We start from the raw sequence: 17,220 nt of genomic DNA, 5'->3' as shown, positions 1-17,220 counted from the left end.
CCGTTCATCCAGATGCCCCCTCGGACGATCGTCCATCACGCCCAAAGCGGTCAAGGCAGCCCGACACGCGACCTCCGATGCTCGCCGACCACGTACGCACGAATCTTCCAGCGCACGCCGCAACCCCGACGCGAGTGCGCCCATCAGAACGCCCCGCTCACGTGACAACCGTTTCGCCAGCTTCGATGTGTGCCATTAGCTCGGCCCGGAATGCAGCGAGAAAACTGTCGACGTCGGACTCGGACCTCAAAGTGGCCGCCGGGAGAGAGGCTGTCACGACCTGTGGTTCGGGGTCGATGGCTTCCGCCATTGCCCTGCGGGCTGCAACGCCCTTGGCCGGTAGCGCCTGGATTCGCTCACCGATGCCCACGAGCGGCTGCGCGTTCAGCACGGCGATGAGCTTGTCGTTGCTGGAAGTGTCCGGTTCCTCGGGCCCGACGAGGCCGACGCCGGTGAGCACGGCTTCTTGTTGCCCAGGGCTGAGTTGGCCCCACGCTTCAGATGCGTGAAGCATCCCCACCTCGGATTCGTAGGCAGACCTGAGTCTTTCAAGAGCCTCCGTGATTGCTGTCCGAAGAAGGCTGGATACCGAGTCAATGAGGGGAGCCACAGGGTCGGGGCTCTCAAGCAACAGGCGCTGTTCAAGGACTGCATTTCGTTGGGCGCGAATCTCCAGAACATCGCTCAACGACGATGCGTGATCGAGCAATCTGTCAAGCATCGACCACGCCATGTCACGCTGGCCTCGATCCTCTCCCGCGGCCGTCCACTTGCCGAGATCTTGCCGAAGCTGCGTCGCAGCTTTGGCAACGGCTCGGAACTGCTGGTTTCCAGCGAGGGCTTGCAAGTGCTGGATGTGCGTCGTGTCTGGCTGGGGTGGCAGTGGCGCTGGGCCACCTGCGTGTTCTGCTAGGTCAACGAGGTGCTGGAGGAGACCACTGATTGCTGCCCCTTCTTGGCCGGTGGTGTAGGGGATGTTCGCTTCGGTAAGGACTCCCCTCACAGCCATTCGCTCGGATGCGGACGGCGGTTCGTCTTCCTTGTAGAAGAATGTTCGTCCGATTTGGGTTGCGGGAAGTTCCATAGGCCCTTGAACCGCTTGGCCATCGCGTTGTGCACGGATGTTGCCATTGGCGAGCAACACAAGCAGGGCGCCGTCAATCGCGTCCTTTGGCCATCCATACGGTGCGTCGCCGAGCTGACGCTGTATTTCACTGCCTTTCGTGCCGGCCCCAGCCGTCCTAGCTAGAACCTCCTTGCAGACAGGATTCGCCGACACGTCACCGTCCCAATCCACCTGTTTGAGTGCGTCAGGTGCGCCATCGCGGGCCTTGTCCTTGACCTTGCCCCAGTTCGCGTGATCAGCAATTCCGAACTTGCCAAACTGTCGGCTCAGTGCGTTCTGTCCTGCAGCCTCGACCCCGGCGCGAAGTGATGACGTCGTGAGCTCGTTGCCGCCTCCTTGGAAGATGCGGGCCTGGTCAACGACCGCACCTACGAGCTGAGTGAGATGCCGCTCTTGGTCCTCGACTCTTGATTGCATCCCGCGCTTCGCTTCGCGACCTTCATCCGTCTGCGGCTCGGGCCGCTGGCTGAGCGTGTCAACTGCTGCGGCATGTCCGGCAAGGGCATCACGTATTGCGTCCGCGTTGACCCTCGGCAGAAGAACAAACACAATCGGACTATCGGTGCCAGCCGTGGCTGCACCTTCACGGGCGTGTGACTCGGTGACAATCCACTCGTTGCGGATCCAGAGCGGCACGGCTGCTCCATCGAGCGTGGGCTCGTCGTCATCCCAGTGCCGGATGAACTGTCTAGGGGTCTTGCTCTCACCGTGTACCAACTTGAGACCCGCTAGCTCATCTTCGATGGTCTTTCGCAACCATTCGCTCCTGAGCTGTGACATACGTGCGGCATCGTCTCGGATCAATGCTCTGCGCACGCTGAATTCCTTGGCCCACTCTGCTCCCTCTTCTGTCTGGAGCCGGAACTCGTCTCCCAGCTTCATGACACGGCCCTGCTCAACGAGTTCCTCAAGGACCAGGGGCACTTCCCGCCGAAGCTGAGCGCCGTCCGCCGTGAGGTCCTCAACCAGAAGATCAGCGATTGTGGGAGAGGTTGCCCGAACCCCCGATTCACCGACACCGTCGTGTGCAAGCTGTGAGATCAAGAAGATCAGCGCGCAAGCACGAGACTTCAGTTGGCCCTCAGGCGAACCGTCTTCCAAGCTACGGATCAGTTCGTCGATTTCCTTCAGCAGGACCCCGCTCTGGAGCATGCTTGCGGATTCCGAATGGAAGATGAAGTCACCGCCAATGACGCAGCCGAGAGGCTCGTCAGCGACGCTCCCGGCGGCCTCATGAACGATCTTGAGCTGCGTACGCAAAACACCGGCCTTGCCCGCTTTGTCGATTGCCCGCAGGGCTAGCTCCCAAAACCGTCTACGAGTAGGCAGGAGCGGGTAGTCAGACACGAGCGTGGTCTTGTCGGCTGCCTTCGCCTCCAAGCGTGTTCCTCCCAACTGGCGGTCGATCTCGCCGCTGACGCTCTCAAGTGCCTCCTCAACTGCCGCGACAGCATCAGGTTTCTTTTGCAAAACCACCTTCCGCACAACCGTCTCCACGTCGGTGTCGGACAGGGCAACGGTGATCGAGAAGCGGTCGATCAGCTTCTGCAAGGTGGGATTGGCGGCAAGGGCGGCCTGCCCCGTGGCAACTACGACGACCTGGCTGCCAAATCGGGAACTGCAGCCTTCGACGAGGTGTTGAACTTGTTCTGCCTTGACATTCTCGTCGTTGATGTACTGCTGCATTTCGTCGAGAACGACGAGCGTGAGGGGCAGCTTGCCATCGACGGTGCTTTCCAGCCTGAGGACGTCTTCGAACGTGTCGAGCATCTCACTGTTGCTGATGTCATCGAGCATCGGGTACTGACTTTGCAGCGCGGCACTTACCTCTGCCGCAGTTGTCCCGAACCTGGCACCCGCATTCATGAGCGCTTCCGCGAGAACAGACGACACATAGAGATTCCGCAACTCGTGCTCTAGTTGTCGTCCGTGGCCTTCGACCTCGGCTTGTACTTGATCGTAGAGACCTTCGTTCTTGAGGTAGACGACTAGCCGAGCGGGGGCATACTGCTGGGGCAGCCCGGCCGCATCAAAGATGATCCCGAGGAAAGCAAGTCTTATCGAGCCAGCGGCACCCGAGCCGAGTGTTCCTGCCGCCGACCACAACCCACCCTGCCGTTTACCTTCCGCCGAGAGCTCGACAAGATGGCGTTCAATGTCTGGGGATAGTTCTGCTAGGCCTCTGGCCGAGACCCCCGATGGGAACGGGTAGTCGCGCCACAGATACTCCAATACGCGCATCAGGTGCGACTTACCGCTGCCGAAAAAACCGCTGACCCAAACCGCCGGCTGTTCGTCTTGATTCAGGTGGCTAAGGAATTGGTCGAGTATGCGCTCCAAGCCGCGTTCATACGTGCCTTCACAGACGAAGCTACGAAGCTCCCATTCGAGAGTGTTCCAATCACCAACACTTTCTGGCTTGCCAACCTTGGCCACCCCAAGATTCGGGATGTCCCCTTCGGTTGGGTCAACTGCAAACACCTCACGGTTCGTCATCATCACGGAAATCAGCCTTTCTAGGCAGTAATGGGAGTCGCTAGGTAATTCCAGCCATCGCGTGCGCCTAGCAGCCGATAGCTGTTTCCTTCAACCTCACCGGGAAAGAAAACCAGCAGGCGGCCTCGGACGTATTCCTGGACTCGCTCGACGAGTGCTGAGACTTTGACATGTTCACCGAGACCGTAGAGACTCGAAGCGCCTATGAGGCTTATGATCGTTCGGTCGGCCGTCATATCTCTGATTTGCTTCCTTACGCTCCCGATCAGCTGGTCAAAGAAGCCGAGCAGTTCCGGCTGCATTAGCTCGGGCTTGACAAAATAGGCCTCGCGGTACTCATGGGAACCCATCCATCGCTCGAACTCATTGCTTATGTCGATAAGTCCCCACCCGTAGCCCGCGCCCTTCGAAGCAGTCTCGAACTCAGGCAGATGGAGACGAAGCCGACGTTCCTCGACTGGGTCGTACACGGCCATCCAAACGCGCTGGGCCGGCGCGACGCTCGACGGCCAGGGAAGCTGGACGAACCGTTCGTAGTTCGAGATCAGATCAGCGACTCGGCTCACAGCATCCGACCTTCCATTGGGCGCAAGAGCTGTGTGAAACCGACAACCGTCACCCCGCCACTGTGCCGAAAGTCGATCAGGGAACGTTGGGATGCAATCGTGGCGAGATCAATCAGCTGTCGACGCGACAAGTCGAGCACTCTCGCCCACAGGGTCTCGAACAGCGCCTCTCCGCGTACGCCCTCTAGGTGCCCCAGCAACAGGCCGAACGCGAGTGCGGCGGGACTGGGCACGGGACGCTGGCGAACTTTTGTCGTTCTGGCGACGGTCTCTAGGTGGCCCGTCTGGTCCCACGACGCAAGGGTGTTGCGACCGATCTTCGCCAGCGTTGACTCGTTGTAAGCGGCAGGGAACTGCTGACCGACGGCTTCGGCAAGATCGGCGCTGACCACCCGGTCGCCGGGGTTGGCCGCCAAGATCGCTGGAGCGCTCGCTCGAAAGACCGGATCGCGAGCGAGGGCACAAAGGCCAGCCAGTAGCGGTTGCCCGTGGGGGTCGTCTCGCCACAGGTCTCTCAAGGCACGGAACAAGAGCGAATCGGACCGCAGCAAATAGAGCTCGCGCAAGTACCGGAATGTGCGTTTCCGCGAGCCCGTCGTGCCCTTGCCCAGCAGGTTCTGCTCCAGCACGGCGTACTCGTAGTCGGGGGCGGTTCCGTCAGGCTGTACGGAATCGAGAAGTACAGTCAAGGCTGGAATCACCACCGTATGGCTCGTTGTCGCACCACCGCTGTGGTCTGCTGGAACAATTTCGTCGGTGATCATGACATGGCCTCGCGCTGCGTGCGCCACTGAACGATGTCCTGCCGCCGCCAGAGCCGTACCCGGCTCCCGCTGAGATCGACGACGGGTTTCGGAAAATCCGCATACCGCTTCAGATAGGTCGTGACGCTGCTCGGATGAGACAGGCTGAGGATGGCCTGCACGTCTGCAGCGCCGATCAGATCATCCGGGTCGACCTTCTCTGCCATTGATCAGAGTCTAGGAACGTAGACATGTCCTTGCGCTGGCAAACCGAGGTCGGTCGGGCGTCTCGCGATCTCGATTGCGCGCTACAGGGAACACACTGGATTGCCCGGGCGCTAGAGACCCGAGAGGCGCCGTTACGCGGCGCGCCGCTTGCGTGTCCGTACGGCCGCCTTCGTGGTGGTCATGAGGTCATTCAGAAGCTCGAGCATCATCAGAGCCCGAGCAGGCGAGTCATCAACGAGTTCATGCGCCCTCGGATTCCTCCATGCTGCTACCACACCTTGGCAGAGCAACATGTGGCCTCGCTGCTCGCTCTCGTCAGTCTGCGAGCGCCCCCGATTGATGCGCAGTAGCGGAGCATTTGGTGAGAACGCCACGGTCATGAGTGGATCTCCATCCTCAGACCTGTTGGTCCGAGATCTAACGCACTCGCAGAAGGCCTTGACCCCAGACTCAACGGCGTCTGCGTGGTGGCCGGTCAACAGGCGCGTACGGGTCGCTGCGCGAAGGTCAGGGTCGATGACGCGGCGATCAAATTCAACGGCAATGTCGCGCTCGTGACCGGCCTCGTCCGCCAACGCGACGGCTTCGGCATTAGCCGGCCGCGCGAAATCGGCTAGGTCTTGGGCGATTCTCCGTGCGCGCGAACCGAATCGCATCGCTCACCCCAAGGTCACTTCGCGTACAGATGTCTCGCCATGCTCGAGAAGATCAAATCGATCTGTTCCGGCGTTGCATCAGCGGGGATGTGAATCTGTATGTCGAGATGGACCGTCGGACCCTCGGCGGGCTTGGCTGGCGGTTGCACATCTCCCGCAACTTCCTGAGCCTCTCCGGCCCCGCCTGATTCCTGAGACTTCGCAGCGGGCTTCTTCTTGGCTGGTGCTTTCTTCGCTGGCTTGCCTGAGTCCACCGCCGGAGGTTCGGGAATCTCCTTGCTAGCTACCAGGACATACGTCGCCGACATCTGTTGAGCGTTCGAATCGCCAAAGCCCCGATGATCAAACCAGGCCTTTACCGCCACCGGGTCAGGGTTGTCGCTGGCGTCGACCAGTACACCGAGTTCGTCAGGGTAGATCTCGTCCAGGATCTCTTGACAGGCGTCTGCGAACGTGCTGTCCACGCGCCACTTGTTGCCACGATCGGTCAGCCCGCCGTCCTCGTCGATGAGCCCGAGTCGACGCATCGGGTTGACCGTGTTGTTTCGTGCGCTCGATGGGCTTGACATTCCCAACATCGCGGCCACTGCAGCGGGAGTGAACTTCACCGTTGGCGCGGCGGCCGCGCGAGCCCGCAGAGTGGTCCACGCCTTCGCCCCAATCTTCGGGAACGTATTCTCAGCCATCACTACCTTTCATGAGTGGAATTACACCAATGTGACTGGGGCGCTCAGGCTACGAACGGTTGTGCAACCGCGCAACCTCATGCCGACTGAATTCGCTAGCCCAGTCACCCACCGGTGTGTCACGCTGGCTCATGGCGCGTATCGAGATGATCCCCGACGATTCCTGGGACGGCGAGCTCAGCGAGCTGCACCCCCGGGTCGTGGGCCCCGCCCACCGCCGGGTCGACAACATCCTGGCCGTCCGCTCGCTCAACCCCCGCGTCACCACCGCATCGGCAACTAGGGAGCGCAATGGCCGAGCCACCTGCGGCACCTTCTAGCGCAACCGGGAACTGCCCCCACTAGCGCTGGGGTGGGTTTCCCACGTCCGAGAGTAGGAGCGGACCGCGCCGGGTCCGGGTCAATCGTTGCGCGGGTGTGCCTAATCGGCTTCGGTGCGAAGGTACATCCCGAGCGCTAGCAGGGCTTGAACGACGGCTGCGTGTGCGGTAGTGATCGGGACAGTGTCGAAGGTGCTGTCAGGGTTGGGAACGTGTCTGTCCAAGATGGCCTCGAGGACCTGTCTGTGAGTGATGAGTCGTTGCCGGAGAGCTTCGGGGTCAGTCATGGGTTCGGCGGGGCCGCCGAGCGGGTCCGGGCCACCTAGTGCCGACTCGCCCAGCGTGAATCCTCTGTCTGTCATGCGCGACAGGATCGCGCGACCGTCAGGGAGCGTCAATCAACCACCTCTAGCCTGCGGTTATGAGCGATGATCTCGATAGTTTGCGTGCTCGACAAAGGGCGTTCGAAGACCTCGAAGCCACGGCCAGCGGTGTGAACGATGAACTGCACAAGGCGGAGCAACGTCTGCCGAACTTGCAGGCTGCAGTTGAGCAACTGCTGAGCACAGCGGAGGAAGCGCTGTCAGCGATACGCCAAGCCGCGGAAGCTGCGGAACCGAAGAACGAGTGGATGGCCTGATGACTGAGCACATCGACGTTCGTGAGGAGGTGGTGACCGCAGACGTGTTCAAGCGCTGCTTGGCTGCCGGGTTGAGCGAAGACACAGCACGGCAGAAGGCTGCGGCGGCCGTCGCCGCTTGGCGCGACCGACCCGACAGCGACCAGCGGCTCGCGCCTACGTTCGCCCGAGACTGGCCGATCTGACTAACCTGAGCATCTGCGATGACCTTGCTTCGTTGTTACACATACACATGCACCGCCTTCGTCATTGTCGGCGGAGTGCTGCTCTTGTTCACTCCCAACACCACGCTCGGCGTCACGTTCACAGTCATCGGCGCTCTTGCGCTCGCCCCCGTACCCCTGCGCAAGTGACTTAGGGCCTTCGAGTTGCCGGGCAACTCCCCCCTGCTCTTCACGGCTGTGGGCAAACACCTAAGTAAGTCCCTTCGGCTGCCACGGCAACCCGGGCAACCTCTGGCTGGATGGCAAGCGACACGTCTCGCTCAAAATGCTCGAGGCGATGATCAACGCGAGGGCCGAGGGACGCGTCATTCACTTCGGTTCTTGCGCGGTTGTGCGCGCCCGTGACGACCGGCTGCGCACATTCCGCCGAAACACCCGAGCGCGCGCCGTCATCGGCTACCGCAAGACCGTCTACAGCGACCTCGAGCTGGCTGCGTTCGAGCTCCTCCTGCTCGAAGCGCTCAGCAGGTACAGCCAGACAGGTGCCCCAGCCCGGCACCTCCGAAGCAACTACAAGTCCCTCTGCGACAAGCTTGGCTTCAAGTACATCTTCTGAGCCAAGGCGCTTCCGGACCCCTACGGCCCAACGCCATCAGATCATCGGCGGCTCGATCTCCAATCGATGAAGGAGCACCGATCCTCCGTCCGTGCGCTCAAGTGCCCCGGTGACATCGTTGTGCCCAAGCAATCCAGCGGATTGCAGCCAACCTCGTCGGAAGTTCAACTGGGCGGTGCTTCGCCAACCCATTCGGTACCTCGTGTTTGCGGCGAGCAGTAGCTCCTCGGCGGACAGCGGCGTCTCCAACACTGCAAGCAGTTCGCCGATGAACTGGACATTTCGGTGCATTTCCGCGATGAGCGAAGCGGGATCGTCGTCACGTAGCCACGCCACGCAGGCGGGGGAAGGAGTGCACACGCCGTCAACCGCCGAATACCAGCCCGCGCGGCACAAGGTGCGCCAACGGGTATAGGCCGATCCAGCTGTGATCGACAGGGTCTCCCTCATCCAGGACTGCAGTTGCTCAGGCGTTGGTTGAACGGAAACCGTGTACTCGGCCACTCGGCGTAGCGATATCAGGTAGCGGTCATAACCGCCTGGCATCCCGAGCACGCTGGAGTTGCGCGCCCTCCAGCTTGGAGAACCCAGCAACGATCTGTTGGCCATGACGTCCTAGCTTGCCGCCCGTGCGCCCTCGGTCGGCTACGACCAGTCTTGACCGAGATCGATGTCCAGTGAGATGAGCTCGATCGCCCCGTCGGCCGACAGCTGACCGACGACCGTGAACGCACGAACGAGCACGCTGGTCGAGATCAAGATCCGGTAGTCATCTCGGCCGGGGATCAACGCCGGCAGATCATCGAAGCCCACTGCGAACTTCTCGACGATTTCGAGGAGCTCAAAGGTCTGGAAGTCGCTCGTCGAAGGTTCACCATTCGGACCACGATCGCTGGGGAGTTGACGATCGAGGTCTTGGAAGAACTCGACGGCCGCTCGAACCTCTCGGCGTCCGGCGGTCACCCCCGCTGCGGTTCCGACTCAGCGATTCTCTGCTGCATCCGTGCCCGCGCTTGCTCGACGAGATGTGAGGGCGCCTCGTCGAGGTCCGTGACGATGCTTGCTTCAAACAGTTCGTGGCGCTCGGCCGGGCTGAGCTTCTCGAGTTCCGCTGCCGTCACGATGTCGTCGGACACATGCCGATCATAGGTTCAGCTTGGTCGGGTGGAGCGGCTGAATTTCATTCTCACGCACCGCCGCAGAATCGCCTCGGCAAGTCCCGGGTTGTGCCGGGCAATCGGGCGTGGCAGGCTTAGGAGCTGAGCCGGTAGGTGTGTTGGTCAGTTGCGTGTCCAGCGGTTTCGGTGGTCGATGAGGCGTGCGGTGATCAGGATTGCGGTGGCCAAACAGAGGGCGGCGTGGCGGTGGAGGGGTTTGCGGTCGGTGTTGCGTCGGAGCTGGCCGTAGTTGGACCACCAGGTGTTGGTGGCCTCGACGATCCAGCGAAGCCCCAAGGTGAGCCGGCCCCGCGAGCCGGGCGGGGGTTTGGTGCCGCGTCGCTGGATGTCGAGATCGGTGATCCCGCGGGCGGCGAGAGCTGCGCGCACTTTGGGGTAGTCGTAGCTGCGGTCCAGGCTCAGGGTGCCGATGTCGTGATGCAGACCGGCGGCGTCCACAGCGTCGAGGGTGGGCCCCAGCAGAGCGACGTCGTTGCGGTTCGCGCCGTCGATGCTCCACCCGATCGGGATGCCGTGCCGTTCAGCGGCGACGGACCATTTCCAGCCCAGCTTGCCCCGGTCCACGGGACTCTTGCCGGTGCCCTCCCCGCCGCCGGGCGCCTTGTGGATCGACCCGTCGACCGCCACCACACCGAGGTCGAGGCCGACGATCCGGTCGAACGCCGCGAGCGCCTCAGCACGAAGCCTGTCGAACACACCCGCAGCGATCCACTCGTCGCGTCGACGGCGCAGCGTCGTGTCCGACACCGCATAGTCCATGATCGCCTCGATGTCGGTCCACGACGAGCCCGTCACCAGCCGGATCAACAGCCCCCGAAAACACACCTCATCAGCCACTCTGGGGTTGTGGCAGCCCAACGGATGGCTGTCATCGGGCGGCGGCACCAACGGCTTCACAGCCGCCCAGATCGCGTCTGACACCTCCGGGTCCATAGCGCGTGTCATGATCCCCACAGCCTCCACTGGTCGTTGGTGGGTGAATGCACTCGCCATCAAACGCGAGACACCACAACGACCGGTGGATGCTCACCTACCGGCGCGGGTCCTTAGCCCAATCTTCCCCGCCGTCCACCACCGCCCAGCGGAGGTGCACTGGCGGGGCTTTGCGTTGTCATAGCTGGTCTGTTGGCCGCCTCGGTCCAGCGGAGACGCTGCGGACAAGGTCGTGACGCGTGACCCGGCAGGGTGCAGCCCGCGGGGATCGCCACGCCGAAACGAGAGCAGGACGCACTCGGGCATGCCGGCGGCTGCATCCAGGCATCTGAGTGAGGGCCTATTGCCAGAGATAGCCGCACTTGGTTTGGGATGACGGTGGGTGGCTGTGACCCGTGACTGTGCCGTCGGCGCGGCGGGTATGGGTGTGCTTTGGGTGGCCGGCGTGCCAGTGGGTGCATGATGCGGTGCTGCTCGGCTCGACGCTGTTCGAGTCGCTGGTCGCGGGGTCTTCGCTCTCGGAATCGGTGCCGGCGTCAGACTGGGCCGCCGATGCTGACGGGGATTCGACCGGTGCGGCGCCGGTCGGCGGGGTGCCGGCCAGGCCGTCTGAAGGGCCAGCGGCGGCGGGGTCGCCCGCGAAGTCGGAGCCGGTGCAGCCGTCGATCAGCGTCTCGATTGCGGCTTGCTCGCGGCGGTCCACGCTGAGTTCCCAGCGCGTCTTGACTGCGACCCAGTCGGCGGCGTAGCGGCATCGGTACTGCGCTCTGGGCGGCAGCCAGTCGGCGGGATCACCCGCACCCTTGCTGCGGTTGGTGCTCGCGGTCACGGCGATCAGCGAGCGGGGGTCGTCGAGATCGTTGCCGAAGCGCCGCCACGTTGCCGCCGTCCACGCATAGCCGCCCGATTCCCACGCCTCGGCCAGCGGCACCAGATGGTCGATGTCGAGCTTCGACGCATCCGCGACCACCAAGTTGTCGTACGCCGAGTGCCACGACCCGTCCGCCAGGCGCTCAGCGGCAAGCACCCGTTCCCTCGTGGACATCCCGCCGCTGTACAACCATCCGCCGAACACGGCGTCACGGTCGTAGCCCGATCGGTGCTCAGCTTCCACCCGCAGCCGCTCGAACAGCCCGATCACGCTGCGGCGGCGTTCGAGATCTGCCGCCTCGGCCTCGGGATCACGAATCGACGCCTCAGGAAAGGTGACCGGCGGCAGCACCTGGTTATCGGCCGCCGAAGGGCCCGAGTCGGCGGTCGGCTCGCTCGCCGGGGCGGCCGCCGGGGCGACCTCCGAGGTGTCCGAAGTCGGCGAGTTGCTGGCATCAGCCGAGGCAGAATCCGGCAACGCGGACGAAGAGCCGGCATCCGCTGCGGCACCTGGGTCCGATGAAACGGTGGCGTCTGGACTGGATGCCCGCCCTGCACCGGCCGCAACGCCGGAATCGCGCGTCGAAGTTGCAGCTGGCGTCAGTGCCGAAGCGGTTGTCGGGTGTGTGTCGTCGGTGATCGACGAGGTCTCGCCTCCAAGCCCGCACGCCGCCACCCAAACGGCGCACACGAACAGCAGCGCCTTGCGCCAAACGCCGAGCACGTCACGCAGACGCCAGTGTCGGCGCCCACCCGTCTTCACGAGGCCGCCGAACGAATCCGGCCTAATCGCTGCGACTGAACAACTGCGGCTCTCCGACGAGCTCCTCACAGCCGTTCGATTCCAGCCACGTAGCTGCGTTCAGCAAGATGTGCAGCTCCTCATCGTTGATGTGTCGCACGTCGGGGTGCACATGGTGGCGCGCAACACGTCGCACGGCTTCGTGCAGCGGAAACCCCTGATAGCTGCGCTCAGTTGCCATGCGGGAGAGTTTCGCGCGCCGCCAGCAGCGGCCATTGGATCAACGCGTCCGACTCTGCGCATTGCTCAGGCCATGGAACTGGGAGTGATCTCCGCGGCGGCCTGTGCGGTATCGCTGAGATTGACCGGTGGCGCTACGTGGTGCCGGCGTGAGGTTCGTCGGTCCATTCCGAAGAGGTCGGGTCCCAGGTGCCGTGGTGCCGGCCCGCGAGGACGGGGTTGATGAGTCTGCCGACGAGTTCCGCAGCGCCGCGAGCGGTGGTGTGTTCAAGGTGTGCTGCCTGTCTTGCAGCCTGTGCATAACCGCGCTCCCAGTCCGGCGAAGGGAGCGTGACGGCAGTCGGCGTGGGCAAGCCGCGAAAGGCGTACTCGCTGAGCAATGCCGTGCGGAGCGCATCGGCGCTGACCACCTGGGTCTCGGCGATGATGGCCAAATCAACGAGATCGCGGTATCGGGTGCTCGGCCGACCTCGGTAGGTGTCGAGCATGGCAGCGTGCTTATCGGCGATGTGGTCGACGAGCGGGTAGACGCGGTATCTAGCGGTCGGCAGCCCAGGCACTTGGACCGGTTGGATGGGGTCCACGGTCTCGGGTTCCGCAGTCATGTTGGAGACGACCACGAGATCGATCTTGAATCGTTCGAATTCTCGTTCGCCAAGGAACGCTGTGGCCGTGAGTGAGGCTGCGTCCTCGTGCGGCGAGGGAGCACGGCGCGCGTTGATGTCGAATGTGAAGTAGTCGCCAAGGGTGTCGCTTGTGCCGAGCCGCTGTAGTGCTTCGACGGCGGTCGTGACGCCGGTTCGACCGAACAGGTCGACATCGAGGCTGTAGCGGGCTCGGCCCGGTACCCGGGCCAAGAGGCCTGTGGCTCCTTTGAGCACCCACCTGTCAGGGTCTGCGATGAACAGTCGCGAGAGCAGTCGGTCGTATGTGAAGTGACGCCGTATCTCACTCGCTGCGATGCCGCCCTCGGCGGCGCAGTCGGCAATTCGAGCAGCGAGGGCTTGGCGGAATGCCTCGGGCGTGCGATAGCGCTGCGCTGGGGTGTCGCCGACGGCCGGGTCAGCCATGAAGCGCCGGAGCCGGGTGCTGAGCAGCTTGGGCTATCAGCGCTTCGATGTCGTCGTGGCTGACGGCGAGGCGGTGGGCGAGTTGGTCCTTGGTGACCGCGCCGACGCGGAGCGCGTCGTCAAGGAACCGGCCGATGTGGCCGCCGTCGGTGCGCGCAGCAAGCAGGTCGACGGTTGTGCGGGCCACGGTGGTCACCGCGAACCCGTCCTTGACCTCCCAGTCCGCTCGCGGCACGCCGCCCACGCGGCGATGCACCGCCACAAGCCCGCCGGTCTGGATGCGCCGCGCTGAGGTGAACGTGTGGCCGGCGCCGGCGAACACCCCCAAGCCGTGAACCCGGGCCGCGGACCCGAACGTGACCCACACCGTGGGCTGCATCACCCGCTCGCGAGGGCCGCGGGCGGGGTCGAGACGCAGCCATGCGATACGCAGGTCCGCGAGCGGGTCGTGCCCCGCACCGGCCACCCGGTACACGCCGTGGCCGACCCGCTCGATAAGCCCGCGCTGCACCGAGCGGGTGAGGTCGCAGTCGGGCACGCCGACCTCTGCCGCCTGAGCACGGGTGAAATAGCCATGCTGGGCTGCGGGCACGTCCCCAAGACGGCTGACCACGGTTGCGCCCAACGCTCTGTCCTTTCGCCACAGGCCGCCAGTGTCCACGGTGGCACTCGAAATCGTACTGAATACCTTTCACTATCTGCAAGGTTTGCAGCAGACAGTGACGCCAGCGACGATTCGGGTGACACGCCTCGAACATCAAAAGGGTGGCCGACGACCGTGAACGGCTTCTACCGAGGGTGAACTGCGCCTCAATGTACCTATGGCGGGAAGCGCCGAAGAATTGTTTTCGGGCGAGGTGCGGCCTGGCGCGGGCTGTGCCCCGCCGGTGTGTCACGCTGGCTCATGGCGCGTATCGAGATGATCCCCGACGACTCCTGGGACGGCGAGCTCGGCGAGCTGCACCCCCGGGTCGTGGACCCCACCCACCGCCGGGTCGACAACATCCTGGCCGTCCACTCGCTCAACCCCCGCTCCATGGCCGCACACCAAGGCCTCTACGAATCGGCCATGGCCGGCACCGCCACGCTGCGCAAGGTCGAACGCGAGCTCATCGCCCTGGTCGTCAGCCTCACCAATCACTGCCACTACTGAGTGGTCCACCACCGGCGCGGTCTGCGCCGCCTCATCGCCGACGACGAACTGGTCGCAGCCGTCGAGCACGACTGGACCACCGCCCCGCTGTCACCCAAGCGCACCGCCATGCTGGCCTACGCCGTCAAGCTCACCACCACACCCGCCGACATGGACGACGCCGACGTCGACGCCCTGCGCCACGCCGGCTTCTCCGACCGCGACATCCTCGACATCACCGAAGTGGTCGGCTACTACGCCTACGCCAACCGCATCGCCGACGGCCTCGGCATCAAAACCGAGGATTGGATCCCCGACTGAGCGACCTAGCGTCAGCTTGGTCGGATCGAGCACCTGAGTTCCGTGGTCTCATCGTGAGAGGAGATGCATGTCGCCAAGTGCTGTGTCTCGGGGCGATCAGGTCGGCGCGGTCGACATCGTGCGGCTGGTGGCGCTGGCGGGGTCGCGTGCGCGCATCGGCATCGACGGACCGGGTGGGTCTGGCAAAAGCAGGCTGGCTGCGGAGCTGGTCCGTTGCTGGCCGATCGACGTCGCTCTCATCCATGGCGACGACTTCGGGCGGCCGACAACCGACCCGGCTAGGTCGGAGCAGCGCATCGGCGGTCTCTTCGACCTCTCTCGGCTGGAGCGAGAGGTGCTCGAACCCCACGAACGGGGCGTGCCCATTCGGTACCGGCGCTACGACTGGAGCACAGACCGGCTCGGCGAATGGATCACCGCGCCGCATGACCGCACGCTCATCGTCGAGGGCGTCTACTGCACCCACCCGTCGATCCGAGACCGCTATCACTTCCTGATCTGGGTCGAAGCCGACCGCTCCACCCGGCTGGCCCGGGGGCTGGCTCGTGACGGCGAATCAGCAAGATCCCGCTGGGAAGACATCTGGATGCCCGTCGAGGACCGTTACCGAGCCGAGCACCGCCCCGAAGCCGCCGCCCACCTGGTGCTCGACAGCACCGACACGAGCGACAGCGACCAGCTGACGTTCCGAGTCACCGGCGGACTACAGCGGCCCGAATAGGCGGAGTCGCGCAGGGTCGATGTCATAGGATTTCGCACTCATCAGTGAGGCGCGAATCGGGCCCAGTGGGTCACTGTTTGCCGAGGCAGGAGGGTTGTTGATGAGGAAGTCGCTCGCGCTCGCCGCCATGGCGGTCGGGCTCACCGTGGCAGTCGTGAGCTGCGCGGACGACTCGCAGCCGCACGAGGCTGCTCTCGCAGTTGCGCACGTTGCCGACGCCATCGAGATGTACGAAGACGCCGGTATCGAATCCACGCTCGCCCACTACGACGATCCCGCTTCCATCGACGGCGAGTTCTATGTGGTCATCACTGGCCCCGACAACACCGTCCTGAACCACCCCTACCGCCCCGCGCTCACCGGCACCACCGCACAGGCCGTCACGATGGACGACGGCAGACTCGCCACCGAGGCGATCAGGGCGAGCGTCTCCAGTGGCCAGCCCGCTTGGGTCAGCTTCAACTTCTTCAACCCCGTGAACGACGCACTCGAACGCAAGCACGTCTGGGCTGTGCCTCACGACGGCTACGTGTTCGTCGCGGGCTACTACGAACCAATCGGCTAGAGGCTGACCTGACGCGGGATGCTGCCCGCGCAGCGCTCAGCGAACCCGGCGGACGGCGGCAACCAGGCCGAATGCGAAGCCGACGAACTCGATGAGCGCCAGGTTCAGGGCCGTGTGGAAGAACACGCCTGCGTTGTCGCCGGTGACGTTGGAGTGCAGGTCTGGGCTGTCGATGACGAAGTGCAGCAGGTAGCCGAACACGAACGAGGCATACATCGAGGCGGCGAACAGCGCAGCGCCCAACCGGAGGCTGCGACGGAACGCCAGCCACACCGCGGCGAGCGGCAGCAGCGTCACCACGATCGCGATGTACACCTGCTGGGCGGCCGGGATGGGCACGTCCGCAGCCATGTGGCTGTAGGTATGCGTCAGCCCGACGCCGAGATGCAGCGCAGCGATCCCAGCCAACGTGAACTGCTCGAACCTCGCCGACACCGCCATAGCAACACCAATTCTCGCGGCCGCTCAATGCCGCGCCGTGCCGAGGAGGTTCGCCGCCACTGCCGTGCCGCACTCCGCCGTCAGTTGACTCCCGGGTACCCGGTTCGCCGTGGCCTAGCGTGGTCGGGGTTTGCAACTGGTGAAACAGTCAGGACTGGGCATGCGCTCTCGGAGAATGATCACTGCGTTGGCGGCGGGGCTCCTCGCCGTGCTGGGGCTTGCCGCCTGCGGCGGGGATGACGGCGACGAGATCGCCGGCGTCGGCCAGCGGGCAAGCGCCGCTATATCGGGGCCCGACGGATCGCCGATGGGCACCGTCACCCTGGAGCAAGGTCCGAACGGCGTGCTGATCTCTGCCGACGTCAGCGGGCTGACGCCGGGTCCGCACGGGTTCCACATTCATGATGTGGGCGCTTGCACACCGGACTTCTCCGCCGCCGGCAGCCACTTCGCCCCCAGCGGTCACGGTCACGGGTTCATGTACGGCGACGACCAGCACGCCGGCGATCTTCCCAACCTCTACGCCGCCAGCGATGGCACGGCTCGGGCAGACGTCTTCACCGGCAAGATCACGCTCGCGGCCGACGCCGACACCACGGTGTTCGACGCCGACGGCTCAGCCATCATCATCCACGCCCAGCCGGACTCCTACGGCGCCGAACCCGGCGCCGGCGACCGCGTGGCCTGTGGCGTGATCGAGCGCAGCTAGCCCGCCCGACACCGCTCCGAGCGCGCATCAAGCTCTGGCTCGGTGAGAGCGTCTACG

Annotated in this window: 26 protein-coding genes; 10 read left to right on the top strand and 16 right to left on the bottom strand. The window is 64.1% G+C overall.

Features of this window, described 5'->3' with window-relative positions:
* Positions 1 to 157: 157 nt before the first annotated feature.
* The 5 genes from brxC to ACOGXD_RS07840 form a co-directional block, all read right to left on the bottom strand.
* Entirely contained in the window at positions 158 to 3,625 is a 3,468-nt protein-coding gene (brxC, locus tag ACOGXD_RS07860) for a BREX system P-loop protein BrxC (RefSeq protein ID WP_419917376.1), read from the bottom strand.
* Positions 3,626 to 3,642: 17 nt separating this feature from the next.
* Positions 3,643 to 4,188, bottom strand: a complete 546-nt coding sequence (locus ACOGXD_RS07855; protein WP_419917287.1) for a DUF1788 domain-containing protein — start codon at positions 4,186 to 4,188, stop codon at positions 3,643 to 3,645.
* Entirely contained in the window at positions 4,185 to 4,952 is a 768-nt protein-coding gene (locus ACOGXD_RS07850) for a hypothetical protein (protein ID WP_419917286.1), read from the bottom strand. The genes ACOGXD_RS07855 and ACOGXD_RS07850 overlap by 4 nt, the downstream gene beginning before the upstream one ends.
* Positions 4,949 to 5,158, bottom strand: coding sequence for a hypothetical protein (locus ACOGXD_RS07845; protein WP_419917285.1), 210 nt, complete (start codon positions 5,156 to 5,158; stop codon positions 4,949 to 4,951). Before ACOGXD_RS07845 ends, ACOGXD_RS07850 begins: the two co-directional genes overlap by 4 nt.
* Positions 5,159 to 5,290: 132 nt before the next feature.
* Complete coding sequence (locus ACOGXD_RS07840; protein WP_419917375.1) at positions 5,291 to 5,638, bottom strand: TIGR02391 family protein; 348 nt, start codon at positions 5,636 to 5,638, stop codon at positions 5,291 to 5,293.
* Between ACOGXD_RS07840 and ACOGXD_RS07835 the strand changes: the two genes are divergently transcribed.
* Positions 5,627 to 5,776 (top strand): hypothetical protein, encoded by a 150-nt coding sequence (locus ACOGXD_RS07835; protein ID WP_419917436.1) that lies wholly within the window; start codon positions 5,627 to 5,629, stop codon positions 5,774 to 5,776. The two genes, ACOGXD_RS07840 and ACOGXD_RS07835, sit on opposite strands and share 12 nt — an antisense overlap.
* 53 nt (positions 5,777 to 5,829) lie before the next feature.
* Here the strand turns inward: ACOGXD_RS07835 and ACOGXD_RS07830 are convergent, their stop codons facing one another.
* Positions 5,830 to 6,402 (bottom strand): hypothetical protein, encoded by a 573-nt coding sequence (locus ACOGXD_RS07830; protein ID WP_419917284.1) that lies wholly within the window; start codon positions 6,400 to 6,402, stop codon positions 5,830 to 5,832.
* A 215-nt stretch (positions 6,403 to 6,617) separates the two neighbouring features.
* Between ACOGXD_RS07830 and ACOGXD_RS07825 the strand changes: the two genes are divergently transcribed.
* The gene (locus ACOGXD_RS07825) at positions 6,618 to 6,821 is read left to right on the top strand and encodes a hypothetical protein (RefSeq protein WP_419917283.1); all 204 of its coding nucleotides are present in this window, start codon (positions 6,618 to 6,620) and stop codon (positions 6,819 to 6,821) included.
* A gap of 101 nt (positions 6,822 to 6,922) precedes the next feature.
* On the opposite strand, the gene ACOGXD_RS07820 is transcribed toward ACOGXD_RS07825, so the two are convergent.
* Entirely contained in the window at positions 6,923 to 7,183 is a 261-nt protein-coding gene (locus ACOGXD_RS07820) for a hypothetical protein (protein ID WP_419917282.1), read from the bottom strand.
* A 59-nt stretch (positions 7,184 to 7,242) separates the two neighbouring features.
* Between ACOGXD_RS07820 and ACOGXD_RS07815 the strand changes: the two genes are divergently transcribed.
* From ACOGXD_RS07815 to ACOGXD_RS07800, 4 genes are all read left to right on the top strand, one after another.
* Complete coding sequence (locus ACOGXD_RS07815) at positions 7,243 to 7,461, top strand: hypothetical protein (RefSeq protein WP_419917281.1); 219 nt, start codon at positions 7,243 to 7,245, stop codon at positions 7,459 to 7,461.
* Positions 7,461 to 7,646 carry a hypothetical protein gene (locus ACOGXD_RS07810; protein ID WP_419917280.1) on the top strand — a complete coding sequence of 62 codons (186 nt, stop codon included), beginning with the start codon at positions 7,461 to 7,463 and terminating at the stop codon, positions 7,644 to 7,646. Before ACOGXD_RS07815 ends, ACOGXD_RS07810 begins: the two co-directional genes overlap by 1 nt.
* Before the next feature lie 18 nt (positions 7,647 to 7,664).
* Positions 7,665 to 7,814, top strand: a complete 150-nt coding sequence (locus ACOGXD_RS07805; protein ID WP_419917279.1) for a hypothetical protein — start codon at positions 7,665 to 7,667, stop codon at positions 7,812 to 7,814.
* A gap of 136 nt (positions 7,815 to 7,950) precedes the next feature.
* A complete protein-coding gene (locus tag ACOGXD_RS07800) occupies positions 7,951 to 8,241 on the top strand; it encodes a DUF6642 family protein (RefSeq protein WP_419917278.1) in 291 nt (96 codons plus the stop codon).
* Positions 8,242 to 8,277: 36 nt separating this feature from the next.
* On the opposite strand, the gene ACOGXD_RS07795 is transcribed toward ACOGXD_RS07800, so the two are convergent.
* The 8 genes from ACOGXD_RS07795 to ACOGXD_RS07760 form a co-directional block, all read right to left on the bottom strand.
* On the bottom strand, positions 8,278 to 8,850 hold the full coding sequence (locus ACOGXD_RS07795; protein WP_419917277.1) for a hypothetical protein: 573 nt from the start codon (positions 8,848 to 8,850) through the stop codon (positions 8,278 to 8,280).
* Between the two features lie 36 nt (positions 8,851 to 8,886).
* On the bottom strand, positions 8,887 to 9,204 hold the full coding sequence (locus tag ACOGXD_RS07790) for a hypothetical protein (protein WP_419917276.1): 318 nt from the start codon (positions 9,202 to 9,204) through the stop codon (positions 8,887 to 8,889).
* On the bottom strand, positions 9,201 to 9,377 hold the full coding sequence (locus ACOGXD_RS07785; protein ID WP_419917275.1) for a hypothetical protein: 177 nt from the start codon (positions 9,375 to 9,377) through the stop codon (positions 9,201 to 9,203). Before ACOGXD_RS07785 ends, ACOGXD_RS07790 begins: the two co-directional genes overlap by 4 nt.
* A gap of 144 nt (positions 9,378 to 9,521) precedes the next feature.
* On the bottom strand, positions 9,522 to 10,364 hold the full coding sequence (locus ACOGXD_RS07780; RefSeq protein ID WP_419914603.1) for an IS5 family transposase: 843 nt from the start codon (positions 10,362 to 10,364) through the stop codon (positions 9,522 to 9,524).
* Between the two features lie 328 nt (positions 10,365 to 10,692).
* Positions 10,693 to 11,985: an HNH endonuclease family protein gene (locus tag ACOGXD_RS07775; protein ID WP_419917274.1), complete on the bottom strand. Its 1,293-nt coding sequence runs from the start codon at positions 11,983 to 11,985 to the stop codon at positions 10,693 to 10,695.
* Between the two features lie 22 nt (positions 11,986 to 12,007).
* Positions 12,008 to 12,205 (bottom strand): hypothetical protein, encoded by a 198-nt coding sequence (locus ACOGXD_RS07770; RefSeq protein ID WP_419917273.1) that lies wholly within the window; start codon positions 12,203 to 12,205, stop codon positions 12,008 to 12,010.
* A gap of 133 nt (positions 12,206 to 12,338) precedes the next feature.
* A complete protein-coding gene (locus tag ACOGXD_RS07765; RefSeq protein ID WP_419917272.1) occupies positions 12,339 to 13,274 on the bottom strand; it encodes a nucleotidyl transferase AbiEii/AbiGii toxin family protein in 936 nt (311 codons plus the stop codon).
* On the bottom strand, positions 13,267 to 13,935 hold the full coding sequence (locus ACOGXD_RS07760) for a type IV toxin-antitoxin system AbiEi family antitoxin domain-containing protein (RefSeq protein WP_419917271.1): 669 nt from the start codon (positions 13,933 to 13,935) through the stop codon (positions 13,267 to 13,269). Before ACOGXD_RS07760 ends, ACOGXD_RS07765 begins: the two co-directional genes overlap by 8 nt.
* Before the next feature lie 243 nt (positions 13,936 to 14,178).
* Here ACOGXD_RS07760 and ACOGXD_RS07755 point away from each other — a divergent pair, with 243 nt between their 5' ends.
* The 3 genes from ACOGXD_RS07755 to ACOGXD_RS07745 all read left to right on the top strand — a co-directional run bounded on the left by ACOGXD_RS07755 (position 14,179) and on the right by ACOGXD_RS07745 (position 16,013).
* Entirely contained in the window at positions 14,179 to 14,727 is a 549-nt protein-coding gene (locus ACOGXD_RS07755) for a peroxidase-related enzyme (protein ID WP_419917374.1), read from the top strand.
* A 67-nt stretch (positions 14,728 to 14,794) separates the two neighbouring features.
* The gene (locus tag ACOGXD_RS07750; protein ID WP_419917270.1) at positions 14,795 to 15,448 is read left to right on the top strand and encodes a uridine kinase family protein; all 654 of its coding nucleotides are present in this window, start codon (positions 14,795 to 14,797) and stop codon (positions 15,446 to 15,448) included.
* A gap of 100 nt (positions 15,449 to 15,548) precedes the next feature.
* Positions 15,549 to 16,013, top strand: coding sequence for a hypothetical protein (locus tag ACOGXD_RS07745; protein ID WP_419917269.1), 465 nt, complete (start codon positions 15,549 to 15,551; stop codon positions 16,011 to 16,013).
* A gap of 36 nt (positions 16,014 to 16,049) precedes the next feature.
* On the opposite strand, the gene ACOGXD_RS07740 is transcribed toward ACOGXD_RS07745, so the two are convergent.
* Positions 16,050 to 16,454: a hypothetical protein gene (locus ACOGXD_RS07740; RefSeq protein ID WP_419917268.1), complete on the bottom strand. Its 405-nt coding sequence runs from the start codon at positions 16,452 to 16,454 to the stop codon at positions 16,050 to 16,052.
* 175 nt (positions 16,455 to 16,629) lie between these two features.
* On the opposite strand from ACOGXD_RS07740, the gene ACOGXD_RS07735 reads away from it, so the two are divergent.
* A complete protein-coding gene (locus tag ACOGXD_RS07735; protein ID WP_419917267.1) occupies positions 16,630 to 17,163 on the top strand; it encodes a superoxide dismutase family protein in 534 nt (177 codons plus the stop codon).
* The last annotated feature ends 57 nt before the right edge of the window (positions 17,164 to 17,220 follow it).

Origin of the sequence: Candidatus Poriferisodalis sp. (assembly GCF_965204125.1) — a bacterium.
Lineage (GTDB): Bacteria > Actinomycetota > Acidimicrobiia > Acidimicrobiales > Poriferisodalaceae > Poriferisodalis.
Note: the sequence above shows the minus strand (reverse complement) of the source record. Positions and strands in the feature narration are given on the sequence as shown.

Coding starts and splice junctions, on each gene's coding strand:
- brxC (WP_419917376.1), bottom strand. CDS start 3,625: ATGATGACGAACCGTGAGGTGTTTGCAGTTGACCCAACCGAAGGGGAC.
- ACOGXD_RS07850 (WP_419917286.1), bottom strand. CDS start 4,952: ATGATCACCGACGAAATTGTTCCAGCAGACCACAGCGGTGGTGCGACA.
- ACOGXD_RS07845 (WP_419917285.1), bottom strand. CDS start 5,158: ATGGCAGAGAAGGTCGACCCGGATGATCTGATCGGCGCTGCAGACGTG.
- ACOGXD_RS07820 (WP_419917282.1), bottom strand. CDS start 7,183: ATGACAGACAGAGGATTCACGCTGGGCGAGTCGGCACTAGGTGGCCCG.
- ACOGXD_RS07815 (WP_419917281.1), top strand. CDS start 7,243: ATGAGCGATGATCTCGATAGTTTGCGTGCTCGACAAAGGGCGTTCGAA.
- ACOGXD_RS07810 (WP_419917280.1), top strand. CDS start 7,461: ATGACTGAGCACATCGACGTTCGTGAGGAGGTGGTGACCGCAGACGTG.
- ACOGXD_RS07805 (WP_419917279.1), top strand. CDS start 7,665: ATGACCTTGCTTCGTTGTTACACATACACATGCACCGCCTTCGTCATT.
- ACOGXD_RS07800 (WP_419917278.1), top strand. CDS start 7,951: ATGCTCGAGGCGATGATCAACGCGAGGGCCGAGGGACGCGTCATTCAC.
- ACOGXD_RS07795 (WP_419917277.1), bottom strand. CDS start 8,850: ATGGCCAACAGATCGTTGCTGGGTTCTCCAAGCTGGAGGGCGCGCAAC.
- ACOGXD_RS07780 (WP_419914603.1), bottom strand. CDS start 10,364: ATGACACGCGCTATGGACCCGGAGGTGTCAGACGCGATCTGGGCGGCT.
- ACOGXD_RS07770 (WP_419917273.1), bottom strand. CDS start 12,205: ATGGCAACTGAGCGCAGCTATCAGGGGTTTCCGCTGCACGAAGCCGTG.
- ACOGXD_RS07765 (WP_419917272.1), bottom strand. CDS start 13,274: ATGGCTGACCCGGCCGTCGGCGACACCCCAGCGCAGCGCTATCGCACG.
- ACOGXD_RS07750 (WP_419917270.1), top strand. CDS start 14,795: ATGTCGCCAAGTGCTGTGTCTCGGGGCGATCAGGTCGGCGCGGTCGAC.
- ACOGXD_RS07745 (WP_419917269.1), top strand. CDS start 15,549: ATGAGGAAGTCGCTCGCGCTCGCCGCCATGGCGGTCGGGCTCACCGTG.
- ACOGXD_RS07740 (WP_419917268.1), bottom strand. CDS start 16,454: ATGGCGGTGTCGGCGAGGTTCGAGCAGTTCACGTTGGCTGGGATCGCT.
- ACOGXD_RS07735 (WP_419917267.1), top strand. CDS start 16,630: ATGATCACTGCGTTGGCGGCGGGGCTCCTCGCCGTGCTGGGGCTTGCC.